At 67.1% G+C, this 17,926-nt stretch carries 8 protein-coding genes; 1 reads left to right on the top strand and 7 read right to left on the bottom strand.

The genetic code is table 11. From position 1 onward, the window contains the following. Window positions 1–229: 229 nt before the first annotated feature. Entirely contained in the window at window positions 230–1,750 is a 1,521-nt protein-coding gene (gene exaC / locus R1T44_RS04025; protein WP_317292626.1) for an acetaldehyde dehydrogenase ExaC, read from the bottom strand. Between the two features lie 374 nt (window positions 1,751–2,124). Between exaC and R1T44_RS04020 the strand changes: the two genes are divergently transcribed. Further along, window positions 2,125–2,889, top strand: coding sequence for a response regulator transcription factor (locus R1T44_RS04020; RefSeq protein WP_317292625.1), 765 nt, complete (start codon window positions 2,125–2,127; stop codon window positions 2,887–2,889). Window positions 2,890–3,011: 122 nt separating this feature from the next. Here R1T44_RS04020 and R1T44_RS04015 read toward each other — a convergent pair whose 3' ends face one another. The 6 genes from R1T44_RS04015 to recC all read right to left on the bottom strand — a co-directional run bounded on the left by R1T44_RS04015 (window position 3,012) and on the right by recC (window position 17,849). Then, window positions 3,012–4,328, bottom strand: coding sequence for an Nramp family divalent metal transporter (locus R1T44_RS04015; RefSeq protein WP_317292624.1), 1,317 nt, complete (start codon window positions 4,326–4,328; stop codon window positions 3,012–3,014). A 280-nt stretch (window positions 4,329–4,608) separates the two neighbouring features. Further along, window positions 4,609–6,132 (bottom strand): ATP-binding response regulator, encoded by a 1,524-nt coding sequence (locus R1T44_RS04010; protein WP_317292623.1) that lies wholly within the window; start codon window positions 6,130–6,132, stop codon window positions 4,609–4,611. Further along, window positions 6,122–7,312: a nitric oxide-sensing protein NosP gene (gene nosP / locus R1T44_RS04005; protein ID WP_317292920.1), complete on the bottom strand. Its 1,191-nt coding sequence runs from the start codon at window positions 7,310–7,312 to the stop codon at window positions 6,122–6,124. Before nosP ends, R1T44_RS04010 begins: the two co-directional genes overlap by 11 nt. A gap of 112 nt (window positions 7,313–7,424) precedes the next feature. Then, complete coding sequence (gene recD, locus R1T44_RS04000) at window positions 7,425–9,557, bottom strand: exodeoxyribonuclease V subunit alpha (RefSeq protein WP_317292622.1); 2,133 nt, start codon at window positions 9,555–9,557, stop codon at window positions 7,425–7,427. 4 nt (window positions 9,558–9,561) lie between these two features. Then, window positions 9,562–13,794 carry a UvrD-helicase domain-containing protein gene (locus tag R1T44_RS03995; protein WP_317292621.1) on the bottom strand — a complete coding sequence of 1,411 codons (4,233 nt, stop codon included), beginning with the start codon at window positions 13,792–13,794 and terminating at the stop codon, window positions 9,562–9,564. Then, window positions 13,791–17,849: an exodeoxyribonuclease V subunit gamma gene (gene recC / locus R1T44_RS03990; protein ID WP_317292620.1), complete on the bottom strand. Its 4,059-nt coding sequence runs from the start codon at window positions 17,847–17,849 to the stop codon at window positions 13,791–13,793. Before recC ends, R1T44_RS03995 begins: the two co-directional genes overlap by 4 nt. Window positions 17,850–17,926: the final 77 nt, after the last annotated feature.

Below are 17,926 nucleotides of genomic sequence, written 5' to 3'. Positions count from 1 at the left end.
GTGGGCTTGCGCCTGCATACGCCAGCGCCCATGCCAGCGTTTTTCCAGCGCCCGAGCCTGCGCCCGAGCCAGTGCAAAGCTTGCCTCTCCATTGAAACCAGACGCAGCGCTCCCTGCCCTGCGCCAGATCAAGCAATCGGATCTGGCGCGGGCATCGATGTCATTTTCTCAAGCAAGAATCGCGGGAGGCGTGCAGCACCACCAGTCGCGGTGGCGCTGCCAGCCAGGCCTAGAAGAAGCCGAGCGGATTGATGTCGTAGCTGACCAGCAGGTTCTTGGTCTGCTGGTAGTGCTCCAGTGCCATCTTGTGGGTCTCGCGACCGACACCGGATTTCTTGTAGCCACCGAAGGCGGCATGGGCGGGATACTGGTGGTAGCAGTTGGTCCACACACGGCCGGCCTGGATGCCGCGCCCCATGCGGAAGGCGACGTTCATGTCGCGGCTCCAGACACCGGCGCCGAGACCGAATTCGGTGTCATTGGCGATGGCCAGCGCCTCGGCCTCGTCACGGAAGGTGGTGACGGCCACCACCGGCCCGAAGATCTCCTCCTGGAAGACACGCATCGAGTTGTTGCCCTTGAGCAGGGTCGGCTGGATGTAATAGCCGTTGGCCAGCTCGTTCTCCAGCTGCTCGCTGCCGCCGCCGGTGAGCACCTCGGCGCCTTCCTCGCGGGCGACATCCATGTAGGACATGATCTTGTCGAACTGCTCGCGGGAAGCCTGAGCGCCGACCTGTACGTCAGTATCCAGCGGGTTGCCGCGCTTGATGGTCTTCACGCGCTCCATCACCCGGGCCATGAAGTCGTCGTAGATGCTTTCCTGGATCAGGGCGCGTGACGGGCAGGTGCACACCTCGCCCTGATTGAAGAACGCCAGCACCAGGCCTTCGGCGGCCTTGTCGATGAACTCGGGTTCGGCATTCATGATGTCGGCGAAGTAGATGTTGGGCGACTTGCCGCCCAGCTCCACCGTGGAGGGGATGATGCTGTCGGCGGCGCACTTGAGAATGTGCGAGCCCACGGGAGTAGAGCCGGTGAAGGCGATCTTGGCGATGCGCTTGCTGGTGGCCAGCGCCTGACCGGCCTCGGCCCCATAGCCGTTGACGATATTGAGCACGCCCGCCGGCAGCAGGTCACCGACCAGCTCCGCGAACACCAGAATCGAGGCCGGGGTCTGCTCCGCCGGCTTGAGCACCACGCAGTTGCCGGCCGCCAGCGCCGGGCCGAGCTTCCAGGCCGCCATCAGGATCGGGAAGTTCCACGGGATGATCTGCCCGACCACACCCAGCGGCTCATGGAAGTGATAGGAGACGGTATTGGCATCGATATCCGCCGCGGTGCCTTCCTGGGAGCGCAGGCAACCGGCGAAGTAACGGAAGTGGTCCGCCGCCAGCGGGATATCGGCGTTCAGCGTCTCGCGCACCGCCTTGCCGTTGTCCCAGGTCTCGGCGACGGCCAGCATCTCGAGGTTCTGCTCGATGCGATCCGCGATCTTGAGCAGGATGTTGGAGCGCTCCTGCACCGAGGTCTTGCCCCAGGCAGCGGCTGCCTTGTGGGCGGCGTCCAGCGCGAGGTCGATATCCTCCGCACTCGAGCGCGGGATACGGCAGAAGGCCTCGCCCGTCACCGGGCTGACATTGTCGAAGTACTCACCCTTCACCGGCTCGACGAAGCGACCGCCGATATAGTTGCCGTAGATATCCTTGAACGTGACCAGCGCATCGGCGCTGCCCGGGGAGGCGTAGATCATGGCGAACTCCTGTTGGCCGGATTCACGAGTGGCGCTCGTGATCGACGGCCTGTTGTTGTCGTTGCTGCGCAGTCGTTGTCGTTACTGAAAAGTCGTTGTCGTGTCAGCGAAACGCCTGTGTTGGCCCTTCTGCAGTGGCCCCGTTGGCGCTGACTCGCTGCCCGATCCATCAAGCGGTACTTGTTCAGGCGACTCTCACAGTCTTGACCACCGACGCCAATCGCGACATGCCCCCATGGGCGGAGACCGTCTCATCCCTTGGGAGGAGAAAAGGAGGGAGAAACGAACGCCGCCATACCGCGAAGGCCGCAAGGCACGACACCACGCCATGACGTTATGCTCAGGATATCGCCCGCCACCGGCCAGGAGCCTCCATGTACCGTCTGTTGATCGCGGATGACCATCCGCTGTTCCGTGATGCCATCAGTCGTACCCTGAGCCTGAGCGTCGCTGACGCCCCAGCACCGCCCTACGAGCTGCTGCAGGCCGCCAGTCTCGCCGAGACGCTCAGCCTCATCGACGCGCATGCCGATAGCCTCGACCTGCTGCTGCTGGATCTCGACCTGCCCGACAGCCACGGCCTGGAAGGCCTGATGCGCTTGCGCCAGGAGGCAGACTGGCTGCCGGTGGCGATTCTCTCCGCCCACGAGGCGCGCGAGACGGTGCTGGAGGCGTTGGCACTCGGCGCGGTGGGCTATCTCTCCAAGTCGAGCTCGGCGGAGGTATTGCGCGAGGCGCTCGCGCGCATGCTGGCCGGTGAGGTCTATGTGCCCGCCCGCCTGATGCGCGCCGCCCCGCGTCCGCCGCTGGCGAGCCAGGCGGCTTCCTCAGCCTCATCAGCCTCAGCACCAGTGCCATCGTCAGCGCCTCAACTCGCGCCGAGCCTCAGCGAGGCGGAATTCGCGCAGCGCTGGCAGACCCTCACCACCAAGCAGCGCGGCGTGCTGGAGCGCATGGTGCTGGGCGAATCCAACAAGATGATCGCCTGGCAGCTGGGCGTGGCGGAGACCACCGTCAAGTCGCATGTCTCCGCCATCCTGCACAAGCTGGGGGTGGCCAGCCGGGTACAGGCGATTCTGCTGGCCAGCCACGCCCTGCCTGCCGTGTCTGGCGCGAGCGCGCCCCTTGCCTCTCCATAACGCGCAACGCCCCGCCGGGGCGCTCACGAATGAGGCACACAGCGGGGCGTTGCGAGGGCCTGCCACCAGCAGGGCTTTTACCTCTCACAAGGGCATAGGCACTGGGGCATAAAGCATGGAGCCTACATCAGCTCGCCGACCAGCACATAGCCATTGAGCAGGATGATGATCGCCGCGACCAGCACCCCGATGGCCGTCACCCAGTGACGATTGACCAGATCCCCCATCAGGCGGCGGTTGGCGGTGAACATCAACAGCGGCACCAGCGCGAAGGGAATCCCGAAGCTGAGTACCACCTGGCTTGCGACCAGCACCTGCTGCTCCGGCAACTCCATCAGGATGATGGCGATGGCCGGTGCCATGGTGATCACGCGGCGCAGCCACATCGGAATGCGGAAGTTGACGAAGCCCTGCATCACCACCTGACCGGACAGGGTGCCGACGATGGACGAGGACAGTCCCGCCAGCAGCAGCGTGAAGCCGAAGATGAGACTCGCCGCATCCTGACCCATCAGCGGCGACAGCAGCTTGTAGCTCTCGGTGATGGAGGCTACGCCGGTCTCGCCGTTGCCGTGGAAGACCTTGGCGGCCAGCACCAGCATCGCCATGTTGATCAGCCCTGCCAGCGCCATGCCGATGATGACATCCAACCGGTAGTAGCCCATCACGCGACGACGCTGACCGCTGTCACGCACCCGGATGCGATTTTGGGACAGCGCGGAGTGCAGGTAGATGACATGGGGCATCACGGTGGCACCGAGGATACCGGCCGCCAGGAAGATGGCGTGGCTATCCGGGAAGTTCGGCGACAGCAGACCGTAGATGATCGGCTCCACCGGCGGGCGACTCAGAATGATCTCGAGCAGGAAGCCCGCCGAAACCGCCAGAATCATCGCGCCGATGATCATTTCCATCATGCGGAAGCCGAAACGCTGCATCACCAGCACCGCATAGGTGATGGCGCCGGTCAGCAGCGCCCCTTCCAGCATGCTGAGCCCGAACAGCAGATTGAAGGCCAGCGCCGCCCCCAGGAATTCGGCCAGATCTGTCGCAATGGCGACGATCTCCGCCTGCACCCAGAAGGCCCACACCACCGGACGCGGGAAGCGTTCACGGATGACCTCGGCCAGATTCTTGCCGGTCGCCAGCCCCAGCCGCGCGGACAGGGTCTGGATCAGCATCGCCATCAGGTTGGCCCACAGCACCACCCACAGCAGGGTGTAGCCATAGCGGGAGCCGGCCTCGATGTTGGTCGCGAAGTTGCCCGGGTCGATATAGGCGACGGCGGCGATCATCGCCGGGCCGAGGAATGGCAAGGCGCGGCGCAGGCGGTCAGCGAGACGGACAGGGGAAGCTGTGTGTGCACCACCGGCAGCAGAGGCGTCGCCTTCGCTGCCCAGTGACATGCTTGCGGCATGACGTACGGATTTATCGGACATGACATTCAGCATGGGGGGGAAACCTGCCAGATCAATGACCCGCGAACAGATAAAGAAATATGCGGGAGGCTATGTGATCAGCATACACACCAAATGCCATTGATTCTCATTAAAAATAAGCGTGGTGCTCGATAGACTCCTTCAATCACCCCCGTGGCGGACGCCTATTTGCCATTGTCTTTTGCAGCCCCTCCCCCTTTCCAGCTTCTCTTTTTCTCCCCCCTTCCAGCATCTCTTCCAGCATCTCTTCCAGCATCTCTTCCAGCACTTCTGTAAGCGGCTAGCGACAATTGACCAGCAACTGGCGCAGGCGCAGTGGCTTGACCGGCTTGAGCAGAAAACCGAAACCGAGCGCACGCGCCCTGGCCTTGAGCGGCGCCGAGTGGTCCGCGCTGATCACCACCACCGGCAAGCCCGGCCAGCGTTGCCGCAGGCGTTGCGCCTGCTCCAGGCCATCGGGCTGCCCTTCCCCAAGCTGATGATCGACGATCAAGACCTGCGGCGCGGCCACGGCCTGCTGCAACAGCACCTCGGCATCATCGGCGCAGTAAACACTCGCGCCCCAGCCCCCGAGCAATGACTGCATGCCGGCACACACCTCCCGATCATCCTCGACCACCCAGATAACGGTATCGAGCAGCGGCTGCGCGAGCGGTGACGCGCAAGGCTGGCCGGGAGAAGTCGCGTCAGCCGCTGGCCCCTCCACACTGGCAGGCTGACGAATCGGCACGCGAACCGCGAAGGCGGCGCCGCGCCCCGGCGTGCTGGTCAGCGACAGGGGGTGCTCCAGCAGGCCGGTGATGCGCTTGACGATCGCCAGCCCCAGCCCGAGGCCGCGCTGCTCGTTGTCCTGGCGCGGCGCCAGCCGTCGGAATTCCTGGAAGACCACCTCGCGCTGATGCTCGGCGATGCCGGGGCCGTTGTCGGCCACGGTGATCTCCAGCCAGTCACCGCGACGCCGACACCCCAGCAGCACCCGCCCGCGCGTCGAGCCATCCGGTACATGACGCAGCGCATTGCTCAGGAAGTTGCGCACCACTCGTGCCAGCAATTGCAGGTCCGACTCGATACTCAGATGACTGGCCACGTAATGCAGCTCGAGCCCACGGGCGGCGCCCAGCTGGCGATATTCCTCGGCGAGCACATCCAGCAGTTCACGCACCGGGAAGATGGCGACATCCGCCGTCAGCACGCCGGCATCCAGCCGCGAGATATCGACCAGCGTGCCCAGCAGACTCTCGACATCTGCCAGCGAGCGCCCCAGCCGCGCCACCAGCTCGCCCGGCGTAGCATCGCCCGGCGTGACGTCAGAAATGGCATCGCCCGGCAGGGAAGCATCCAGCGCCAGCCGCGCCAGTTGCTCTTCCAGGGCGCTGGCGAACAGCCGGGCGGCATTCAGGGGTTGCAGCAGGTCATGGCTGATGGCGGCGAGAAAGCGGGTCTTGGAGTGATTGGCCGCCTCGGCGGCGGCCTTGGCGGCGGTGAGGCGTCGATTGAGCGCCCCAAGCTCATCGAGGGTGCGATGCAAAGCATCGGTACGCTCGCGCACCTGATCCGCCAGCAGTACCGCATGCTCGAAGGCGGCGTAGGGCGCGCTCGGTGAAGGGCTGCTGGATTCGACCCGCTCGATCAGAGCGGCGTTGATCTTCTCCAGCTGGCGATTGCGTGCCTTGAGGGCGGCGAGTTCGGCGCTTTGAGCGTCCGTCTGAGTCAGAGCGTCCGGCTCGGCCTGGGCATCCGGCTCGGTCAGGGGGGCTGTCCTGATCAGCAAGCCCTGCTCGGTCAGCGGCGTATCAGGCGACATCCTGTCCTCCCGTGCCGTCGGCAACCGAGCGGCGCTGGCCGATCACCACGCCGGTGAAGGTCTGGTTGATGTGCATGCCGTGGTGCTGCTCACCGTAGGTATTGAAGCCGATCACCCGGTGCCGCCTGAGCATGCGCGAGGCCTCATCCTCCAGTGCCAGCGCCTCGATCTCCATGCGCCGCAGGAAGCAGTCGCAGCCGATGGTCAGCGCGGGCGGCCCCAGGCGCGCCTCCACCTCGGCCAGGCGCTGCTCGAGCTGCTCGAGAATCGGCGTGGCCTGCATGGCGGTGAGCACGATGCCGGTCTCCACCGCGCAGTAGAAACTCAGGCTGGCATCGTCATTCACGCGCTGGATGGAGCGCACGTAATGCGCCTCGCCGATGCGCACCGCCAGCGGGCAACGCGCGAAGACCGCCTCCTCCAGCGCCTCGGGGGCGACGCCGGCCAGCCGGGCGTACTCCTCGGCGGCGGGTTCGGCATTCAGCTCCAGCACGCGGCGCGAATCGCGATCCACCGCCGTCACCACCAGCTTGTCGGCCAGCGGCGTGAGGTGATGGGTGCTGATGACCTCGAACGGCAGCCGCGTATTGACCACCACCACGACCGCCGCCTGATCATGAAAGACGCCGTCGGCGTAGACATAGGTGTGCGACAGGCGATTGTCATCTCCGGCGGAGCCACCGAAGGCGGGAATGCTGCCCAGCGCCGCATCCAGCGTCGCCAGCACCTGCTCCTCGCTGCTCGAGAGCCCATCGAGCAGCGTCAGCGCGAAGCTGTTGCCCATCACCGGCGCCACGGCCTGCTCGCGACAGCGCGCCAGCAACTCATCACTCTGCGCCTGGGCCCGCGGAAGATCGAAACCGCTCAGATCATCGATCAGCACCTGGGCCAGCGCGAAGTCACTGCGCGCCAGGCCGATGGCGGTGATGGAGCCGCGCGCATAGCCCTCGGGCGTGATCTCGCCGGCGGTGGTACAGCCGCTCACCGGCACCTCGGCGAAGGTGGCTGCCAGCGCCTGGCCCAATGCCGCCAGCGGATAATCCGCCGAGCAGAAGAACAGCACCCCGCCGAGCCGCACACGACTTCCCAGCGCCAGATCAAGCGTTCGGGCAAGCTCGGCCACCGCCGCCTGCGGGTCCTTGAGCTGACTGGCCGCCGTGGCCAGCGCCACGGCATGCATCTCGCTCTGTTGCCGCGCCCTTTCCTTCACGCGGCTGCTGACATCCGTCATGTCCCCTCCTCCCGTCGAGCGCGGCGGAGCCGGAGATGACGATCATCCGTCGGTGTCCGGCCTAGAGCACCAGCCCGCTGGCTCTCACCACGCGTCGTTCAATGGCGCCTTCCAGCGTCTCGCGGCGGGTACCCGCCAGCGTGACCCGCGACTTGGCCCGCGTGATGCCGGTGTAGACCAGCTCACGGGTCAGAATCGGATTGGCGCCCTCAGGCAACACGAATAACACATGGCGGAACTCGGAACCCTGCGACTTGTGGACCGTCATCGCGAAGACGGTCTCCACCGCCTCGAGGCGTGACGGCAATACCGCGCGCACGCCACGGTGGAAGCGCTGGATGTCGGTGTCCTGCCCATCACGCTCGGTGTCTGGCGTCGCCTCCTCCTCGACCGGGAAGAACACGCGCAGGCGCCCCCCGGCAGCGGGGTCCGGCAGGGTGATGCCGACATCGCCGTTGTAGAGCCCCAGCGCGCGGTCGTTGCGCGTCACCATCACCGGGCGACCGGCGTACCAGCCGCGCTCGTCGGCGATCAGGCCGCGCCGCATCAGCACCCGCGCCACGCGCTGGTTGAGGCCATCGACGCCGTAAGGGCCACGGCGCAGCGCGCACAGCAGCTGGAACTCGAGCAGCAGGTCGATCACCTCACGCGCCGGGCGCCGCTCACGCACGGCCTCCAGCGCCGGGCGGTAGCCGTTGACTACCAGCTTCTCGAGATCGCGGTCCTCCGGGCCACTGAGCTTGAGCCAGGCGATGTCGCGATAACCGGCCTTCCATACCTCGCGCAGCGCCTGACGATCCCCGGCGTTGCTGGCACGAGCCAGGGCGCCGATGCCACTGTCGGCAGAGAAGCGATAGCTCTTCTGCAGCACCACCACGTGATCGGCGAGTCGGCCACGTGTCGCTGATGTTTCCTCCAAGTCCTGGCCATCAGGCACGGCGATGGCCTGCTCCAGCGTTTCGCCGGTCAGGCGGGTGAGATCTTCACACAGCGCCGGCGAGTAGCGCGGCGGCAGCGCATGCTCGCAGAGATCGCCCAGCACGGCGCCGGCTTCCACCGAGGCCAGCTGGTCCTTGTCACCGAGCAGAATCAGACGGGCATGAGCGGGCAGCGCGCCGAGCAGCGCCGCCATCAGGTCGAGATCGACCATCGAGGCTTCATCCACCACCAGCAGATCCAGCGCCAGCGGGTTGCCGGCGTGATGGCGGAAATGGCGCGAATCCGGACGTGCGCCCAGCAGGCGGTGCACGGTGCTTGCCTCGCGCGGGATGGCGGCGCGTACCGCGTCTGGCACCTCGAGCTTCGCCACCGCCCCCCGGATCGACTCCGACAGCCGCGCCGCCGCCTTGCCGGTCGGGGCGACCAGGCGGATATCCAGCGCCCGCCGCTCGTGCGGTTGGGCTGTCTCATCACCTTCCACCTCGCCCTCTGCACCGTCAGCGCCACCCGCCAGCGCCTGAGCCTGCAACAGCGCCAACAGGCGCGTGACGGTGGTGGTCTTGCCGGTGCCGGGGCCGCCGGAGATCACCGTCAGGCGCTGACGCAGCGCCAGGGCGCAGGCCAGCTTCTGCCAGTCCGGCTCGCCGTGCGGGTCCGGCTGATTGCTGGCGAACAGCTCGCGCAGACGTTCGCCCAGCGCATCGCTGACCCGTGTCTCGCCCTCCTCGCTCGGCCCCATCCGTGCACGCAGCCCCGCCGCGACTTCACGCTCGGCCTGCCAGTAACGGCGTAGATAGAGGCGCTCGCCCACCAGCACCAGCGGGCGCAGCGGCAGATGGCCTGCCGGGGAGTCGGCCTGCGCCAGTACGCTGACCAGCCGCGATGCCGCCAATTGCTCGGCCCAGCGCCCGGCATCGAGATCCGCCAGGAAGGACTCCGGCAGGGCCACGCTGACCTCGGCCAGATGCGCCTCGGACTGCTCCAGCGGCGGCAGCGACAGGGTCGCACGTGGCTCGGCCAGCGCCCGCGACAGCGACAGGCACACATGCCCGCGCCCCAGCTGGTGGCTGGCCAGCGCGGCCGCCAGCAGTACGCTGGCCGGGGCCTCCGGCACATGGCGCGCCATGAAGCGCACCAGATGGGCATCGACGCGCCTAAGCCAGCCCAGCTCCACCCACAGGCCGAGCGTGGCGAGCAGGGTGTCGGCAGTCGGGGCGTCAGGGGCAGCGCTGAACTGCTGCGTTGGCACAGACATGGTGTCAGACATCGAAGGCCCCCTGCTGGCCGCTTTGCGTGAGTGGCGAGGTGTCGTTGGTGCTGAGGAGCAGGCTATCCAATGCGGAGCTGTCGCCACCCAGCCAGAGATCCAGCGCCTCGATCAGCGCCTGTGATGGCCGGCGCTGGAAGACGCCGGGCGTCGCCATTCCGGGCGTCTCCCCCTCGGCGTCCACCGCAAGCGCGGGTGAATCACCGCCGGCATCCAGGCCGCGCAGGAAGACATACAGCACCCCGCCCATGCAGCGCTCGTAATCGTAGTCCTCACCGAGGCGCGCCTTGAGCAGACGATGCAGCGCGAGGGTATAGAGCACGTATTGCAGGTCGTAGCGGTGCTCGACCATGGCGCGGGCCAGTGCCTCGCCAAGATAATCCTCGGGGCGCTCGCCCAGATAGTTGGATTTCCAGTCCAGCACGTACCAGCGCCCGCCGGACTGGAAGGTCAGATCGATGAAGCCCTTGAGCATGCCGTGCATGCGACGTGGCGCGAGTCTGGGACGTGAGCGCGGCAACGGTTCCAGCGCGGTGACCACGGCATCCAGCGGCAGACTGCGTGCGTGCACGGCCGGCAGCCAGAATTCCAGCTCCGGCAGCCAGGCCTCCAGCCGGTTGAGCAGGATAGGCTCGCCCTCGAAGCCCTGCAGCGGGCGGGTCAGCGCCTGCTCCAGCCAGTCGGTGAGGCGCGGCTGCCAACTGGCATCGAAGCCACCGAAATGCAGCCGTGAGCCCACCAGCCGTTCAAGCTCGCCGCGATAGTCATCCGCACCGAGGCGATCGAGATCGACCGCCTCCAGCAGGCCATGCAGGAAGGTCCCCGGGCGCGGTCCGCGCGGGAAATCATGCAGATGGATCTCGCCCACCGTCATCGGCAGGCCGCCGGCCAGCAGCGGGCCGGACTGCCCGGCCACCTCGCGGTCCGGGCGCGTCAGGCCCTGCTCGCCCTCTTCCAGCGCGATCTCGGTGGCGCCCTCGGGCACGCGGTCATCCGCGGCATCGGCGGTGTCTTCCAGCGCCGCCGTCACCTGACGGGCATCGGTGAGCAAGGCGGTGTAGGAGGCGATCCACCAGTCATCCTCGATACCACCCGCGAAGTGGCGCGCGCCGTGGAAGTGCTGATCGCGCTCCGCCGGGGGCTGATATTCGTGGCCTGCTGGTGCGGGCAGGCCGGAAACACGCGCCAGGCCGGCAGACTGCTGATCACACCAGCCGTGCAGCGCGGCCTCGATGGCGCTGGCCTCGATATCCGGGGTGTCACTCAGGCCGAGCAGGTAGCCGACGGCGGTGGACGGCAGGCTCAGCTGCTTGCTGAAACCGCCCTTGCCGATGGGCGCCAGCCCCAGCCAGCAGGCGAACTTGGGACGCGTCAGCGCCACGTAGAGCAGACGCACATCTTCCATCAGCCGTGCATGATCGGCCGCCGCGATGGCCTCCCTAGAGGGCTTCTTGACCAGGATGCTGTCATCGAGAGCGTCATCCTCCTGATCGACTCCCCGAGCAGGCACTTCCTCGTTATCGTCTTCCTCGTCATCGCCTCCCTCGTCATCACCTTCCACGTCAGCCGAAGCCAGCCAGCGCTGCTTGAGGGTCAGCAGGCCGAAATTCCTGTCCGGCTCGGCCGCGCGGAAGCTGGCCATGAACGGCAGCAGCACGATGGGATACTCAAGCCCCTTGGACTTGTGGATGGTGACGACGCGCACCAGCCCCTCATCACTTTCCAGCCGCTGACTGAGGCTGTCGCTGTCCAGCGCTTCATGGCCGGATTCCAGCGCCTGATGCCACCAGCGCAGCAACGCCTGCTCGCCATCGAGGCGCTGGGCGGCATTCTGGGCCAGCTCACCCAGATGCAGCACATCTGTCAGGGCACGCTCACCCCCGGCGCGCGCCGCCAACCGCTCTCCGACCCGGAAGTCACGCATCACGCCGCGCAGCATCGGCAGTACGCCGCGCCGCTGCCAGTCGCGGTGATAGCCATCGAAGCGCTCGACCTCACGCTCCCAGGCCAGCTCATCCACCGCGAGGCGTTCGACCAGCGAGAGATCCTCGGCCAGCAGCCGCGTCGCCAGCGCCGCGCGCAGGCGGCGGTCATCACGCGGATGGGCCACAGCCTCGAACAGCTGCAGCAGCTCGAAGGCCTCCGGCGTGTCGAATACCGAGCTCTTCTCGCTCAGATAGACGCTGCGAATACCGCCTTCGGCCAGCGCGCCACGCACCGCTGCGGCCTCGCGGCCATTGCGCACCAGCACGGCGATATCGCTGGCGACCACGCCACGTGGCGTCGCATCCCCTTCGTCCATGAACACCAGCCCCGGCTCGCCCGCCGCCAGACGCTGCTGTCCTTCCAGCAAGGCCTGGATCTGAGCGCGACAGGCACCACTCATGGCGCGGCGATGGTCATCGGCGCTCAGACGCTCACCGCTGGCCCACCACAGATTCAGCGCGCAGGCGGCCTCTTCGCGGCCATCCGCATGACGCAGCACCAGCCGGGTGCGCGTGCCCTGGGCCTCGACCGGCTGGAAGGGAATGTCCTCACTGCCGAAGGGCGCCTGATGCTGGGCGAACAGGGCATTCACCGCGGATACCATCGCGGCGCTGGAGCGGAAGTTGCGCGGCAGGGTGAAGCGCGAGCTGGTGACCTTGCGCGCCGCCAGATAGGTGTCGATATCGGCGCCGCGGAAGGCATAGATGGCCTGCTTGGGATCACCGATCATCAACAGCGTGCTGGGCGCCTCGCCAGCATTGCCATTGACGGCATCGTTGCCGATGGCATCGTCGTCGGACGGAGCATCGCCCGCCGTCTGCGGATAGATGCGCCGGAAGATGCGGTACTGGACCGGGTCGGTATCCTGGAATTCGTCGATCATCGCCACCGGCAGCTCCTGACGGATCTGGCGCGCCAGACGCTGGCTGGCCTCGCCATTGAGCGTCGGGTCCAGTGCGTGATCGAGATCATTGAGCAGGTCCGAGAATTCCCACAGCCCGAGGCGGCGCTTCTCGCAGATCAGGGCGCGGGCGACGCTGTCACGCGCATGCACGGCGACCTGATCCAGCAGTACGGCGTCCGGGGCGGGCACCTCGGCCAGCATGTCCAGCGCCTCGAAGAAGGGATGGCGCGGCGTCTGGCAGTTCTTCTTGGTGCCCTTCTCGAGCTTGGCCTGACTCAGCCAGCACAGCTTCTTGCTGTCGAGCATGTCGGCGGCGAAGTCGTGCTCGCCGCTGGCCAACCAGGCGGCCGTCGCCGCCAGGCGAGGCTCGAGTTCGGCCTCCTTGTAGCTGTTACCGTTGAGCGCCTTGCTGGCGAAGGCCTCGCCCATCACCGCGCGGATGGCCGCCTCATCGAAGCTTTCCTCGACGGCGCGCCGGGCGGCCTCCTGCTGCTGACGCCACTGTTCGGCATTGCCGAGCAGCTCGCTCAGGTCATGCGGGGCCTCAAGACATTCGCCGTCGCGGTACAGCGGGCGTGGCGTGCCATCCCGCAGCAGGCCGCGCAGCTCTTCACCCAGCGCGTCGGGCCCGGCCCAGCGCCCACGGATCAACGCCTGCCACTCGCGGGCCAGCGGATAGAACTCGCAGCGCCAGTAATCCTCGACGCAGCGCGCCAGCAGCGATTGGCCGTCCTGCAACAGCTCGGCGCCGAAGCGCCCGCCGGCATCGAAGGCATGCCGGCTGAGCATGCGCTGGCAGAAGCCGTGGATGGTGAAGATGGCGGCGTCATCCATCAGGCGCGCGGCCTGATCGAGGCGCCGTGCCGCGGCAGCCTTGAGGCGCGGTGCGTCCTCGGCAGGTGATGGTGTCAGCAGCGGCGCGAGCAACTCGGCCAGCACCGGATCAGGACTGGCACGCTCCAGCAGCGCCTCTCGTGCCTGCTTGAGGCGCGCTCGAATGCGGTCACGCAGCTCCGCGGTGGCGGCTTCGGTGAAGGTCACCACCAGAATCTCCGGCGGCGTCAGCGGGCGCGGATAGCAGACGCCCGCGTCCTGGCCGGGCAAGGGCCCGAGCACCAACCGCACGTAGAGCGCGGCGAGGGTGAAGGTCTTGCCGGTGCCGGCACTCGCCTCGATCAGGTGCTGACCGAGCAGGGGCAGCATCGGAATATCGAGGGCCTGGCCCTGCTGGCTCTGATCCATCTCGTCACTCATTGCCGCTTCCTTGTCCTGAGCGATGCCACTCCTCACGCCACTCTCCACACCGCGCATGTCTTCCACCCTGGTATCGCTCATGGCGTCGCCTTCCCGGTGGCAAGCTCCACCGCGCGTTCGCCGAGAATGCCCTGCCGCACACCGATCATGCTCTCGATCAGTGGCTGATAGAGCTGCACGCTGTTGAGCACGCCGCCGGCCTGTGCAAAGGCCTCGAACTCCGGCCACAGCTCGCCCAGTGCGCCTTCCTGACGTCTGAGCGCCTGGGGGCCCTTGAAGATGTCTTCGCTGAAGCGGGTTTCCATGGCACGCGTCAGACTCTCACCAAGCCAGGGCTTGTGAATGGCGGCCAGCGCCGTCTCAAGGTTTGCGCTGCCGTCAGCGGCCTGCGCCTTGAGCGCGCCGAACAAGGCATTGCGATCCTCCTCGCCCACCACCTCCCAGAGGGTGGTCGCCAGTTCCAGCGCGGCCGCCAGCGGCGCCTGCCAGCCCTGGGCATAGGCCTTGACGAGATGGCGCAGCGCGGCCTCGGCCTGCTCGATGCGCAGCGCGGGGAACAGCAGCCAGCGGTCCTCGAACACCGCCAGCCACTGATAGCCCTCACGGCTTGCGCCCTGATCACCTGCCACTTCCCCGAGGCCGGGACGCGCGTTGGCCATCAGCCAGTCGAGGTAGCCGGCCAGCAGACGATGCGGCTTGCCGAGCTTCTTGTAGCGCCCTTCCTTGCCGGGCTTGAGGGTGCCGAAGTGGGTCGCCTCCAGCGTGGCCAGCAGGCGGCTTTCGCCCTCGGCGTCATCGCGCAGCTGCTGACGGCTGATCAGACGCGTGGTGAGGGTCACGCGCAGCATCTCGCCGCCTTCATCCTGCATCACCAGAGGTACCTCGAGGGTGCGCGGCGGCAGCGAGAGGGCATCGCTGAGCTGGTCACGCCAGCTGGCCAACTGCTGGTCGAGACGCTTGAGGCGCGGTTCGATCAAGGCATCGGCAAAGCCCAGCGCCGGCAGCCGCCCGGCCCGGCGCAGACGTTCGGCGGCCAGCGGCAGTGACTGCCCGGCAAGCGCGGCGTCCAGCAGCTCGCGAGTCAGGGTGAAGTTCTCCAGCCCGTCGGGGGCGAAGGGTTCGTTGTCTTCATCCGGCACCTCGGCATCGCGGAAGCGCACGCCGACGCGGTCCAGCCCCAGCTGCCAGGGGCGGCGCAGGAAGCGCGCCAGTGAATCGGCACCGAGGCGCAGATGGAACTCCGGCGCCTGCTCCACCAGCTGCTTCAAGGCAGTTGCTGCCGCCGCTTTCACCTGACTGGCATTGCTTGGGTTTTCCTGAAGTGTTTCAGTCACTTGAGCCTGACCCGCCGCGCGATACAGGCTCGACCAGCTGGCGTCATAGCTGAACAGATCGACGGCCGCCGCCTGGGAGGCATGGAAATAGCGCCGCGAGAACGGCTGTAGCGGGTGCTCGGTGATCAGCCGCTCACGCAGCACCGCCTCCCGCGAACGCTTGGCGGAGTGCGGCTGCTCGGGCTCCCAGCCCAGCTCGATGTAGTCGAGCAGTTCACCGACCAGCACCGAGGGCGGCCGCTCGCCGTTGTCGCGCTGGTCACGCCCGACCCACGAGATCGACAGGCGATCCCGCGCCGCCAGCAGCGCCTCCAGGAACAGGTAGCGATCATCGTCGCGGCGTGAACGGTCGCCCGCCTGCGGGCGGCTGGCCATCAGGTCGAAATCCTGCGGCATGCGCACCCGCGGATAGTCGCCATCGTTCATGCCCAGCAGGTGCACTTCGCGGAAGGGAATCGCACGCATCGGCATCAGGGTGGCGAAGTTGACCCGCCCGGCGAGAAAGCGCTGGGCGAGACCGCCGCTGTCCAGCTCGCCGCGCAGCGCCTCGCGCACCACCTTGAGCGACAGGCAGCCCTCGAAACCGGCCTGCTGCCAGCCCTTGTCGAGGCGTGAGAGCGCCGCCTGCAGACGCGCCAGAATGTCGAATTCCTCGGCGCTGTCCGGGCTGAGGCTCTCCTCCCACAGCCGCTGCAGCGTGGTGGCCCAATCCGCCGGCGTGCGCGAGGTATCCAGCCAGCGCCGCCAGCGATCCAGGCTTTCGATCAGCTCGCCGACCTTGCCTGCCAGCTCGGCCTCGAGACCAGCCACTTCATCGAAGGGCACCACGCCGTCGAAGCTCAGGCCGTTCATGTCGACAAGGCCGTCCATCAGATCATCCACCTGGCCATCCATCAGGTCGGCGCTCTGCTCATCGCCAACTCCCCCCTGCGTCGGGGAGCCGGCCGCCGGGGCGCCGGTAGCGTAGCCCAGCAGCATGCGCTCGAGGCCGAAGCGCCAGCTGTTCTCGTCGAGGGGCATGAAGCCGAGCTGCTCCCGGTGCTCACCGGAGAGTCCCCAGCGCACGCCGCTGTCGGCCAGCCAGCGCCGCAGACGCTCGAGCTCGCCCTCCTCGATGGCGAAACGACGCCGGAAGGCGGCGACATCCAGCGCATCCAGCACCTCGCTGACGCCGAGGCGGCGCTCCGGCAGTTCCAGCAGCATCAGCACCAGCCCGAGCAGCGGGTTGGCCTGACTGGCCACGCGGTCGGCGATGGTGAAGGGAATATGGCGTGGATTGCCCGGCGGCAGCTGACCGAACACCGCCTCGATATAGGGGGCATATCGGTCGATGTCCGGCACCATCACCAGGATGTCGCGCGGCCGCAGCGGCTCGCCCTCGCCACGTTTCTCGGCGTCATGGGCCCGCTCGAAGGCCGCCAGCAGGCGGTCGTGGAGGATCTCGACCTCACGCAGCGCCGAGTGAGCGCTGACCAGACTGATGGAGTCGTCATCGGCCGCGAGCGCCCGCGGACTGCCCTCGGCCAGCGCACGCTCGCCGGGGTGGACCAGTTCGAGTATCTCGTCCTGGATCTGCTGCAGCAGCGGCGCCTGCTCGGGTGGCGTGTCCTCGCTGATGCGCGGCACGAAGACGTCCAGCTCGAGATCGAAGCCGCTGTCACGCCCCGACAGCGCGCTCTCGAATTCATACAGGCTGACGATGAAGTCACGCCCCTGTGCGCCAAGCCCTGCCAGCAGCGGGTTGGCCTTGAGGTGCAACTCCTCCTCCGCCAGCCCGATCAGCGCCGGCGCCTCGGGATGACGGGCACGCTGTTGCGCGAGGCGCTCGCTGTCCATGCGCTGGCTGTCTGCTCGCGAACTGCGCCGCACGGCTTCACGGTCGGAGACGATATCGCCCCAGTAATGGCGGCAGGGATTGGTGATCATCAGGTAGATGTCCATCACACCGGACAGCGCATGCAGCGCATCCAGCGTCTGGCCCGGCAACGCCGAGATACCGAACACGAACAGGCGTGGCGGCAGCGGATGACGGCGTGTCGAGGGCAGTGTCTCCAGCGCGCGCGCCGCCGCGACGAAGCGACCATGCAGGGCGGCGCGGTGATGCTGGCGGCTGCTGGATGGCGCATCGGCCAGCACCGCGCGCCAAAGTGCCGGCTGCCACTGCTGGCTGTCCGGCAGGTTGTCGGGCAGCAGATTGGCCGGCAGCTCGCTTGCGGCCTGCTGGCGCGCGAAGGCATCCCGGAAGTTGTCGTCTTCAAGCCCGCTCTCCCAACTGCGCACCCACTCGGGGCGATAGTTGAGGTACTGATCGAACAGGTCCGCCAGCTGGCAGGCCAGCTGCCACTGCTGACGTTCGGCCTCCGGGCCTTCGGGCAGCGCTGGCAATGCGTCCTCACCGACCGCCTCGATCAACTGGCCACGTTCGTCGCGGCACAGGTAATCCCTGAGCGGCGCATAGCATTCGGCCTGGGATTCATCGGCCAGCAGCCCCGGCAGCAGGCGCAGCAGACGCCAGGCAAGCGGGCCCTTGTCGAAGGGCGACAGCTCCGGAATCTCGTCGCCCAGCACGCCACCCAATACCCCGCGATAGGCACGCCACACGAAACTTGAGGGCAGTGGAAAATCCACCGAGGCGGCGATGCCATCGGCCTCGGCCAATGACAATCTCAGCCACTGGGCCATGCCGTTGGACTGGACGAGGAAGGTTTCCGGCACCAGCGGAGGCTGAGGCGCGGCCTTGATCACCTTGAGGGCCAGATCGCGCAGGTCCTCGAGGTGATTGGCGTGAAGAACGGTAAACATGCGGGCATCCTGCTGGGAGTGACAACCCGGCCATCGTGGCCGTGGCAAGCCGCTGCGCGGAAGAGACAATGAATGGC

Source organism: Cobetia amphilecti (genome assembly GCF_032923285.1).
GTDB classification, from domain to species: domain Bacteria; phylum Pseudomonadota; class Gammaproteobacteria; order Pseudomonadales; family Halomonadaceae; genus Cobetia; species Cobetia amphilecti.
The sequence above is the reverse complement of the archived record's forward strand: the minus strand, read 5'-3'. Positions and strand labels throughout refer to the sequence as shown.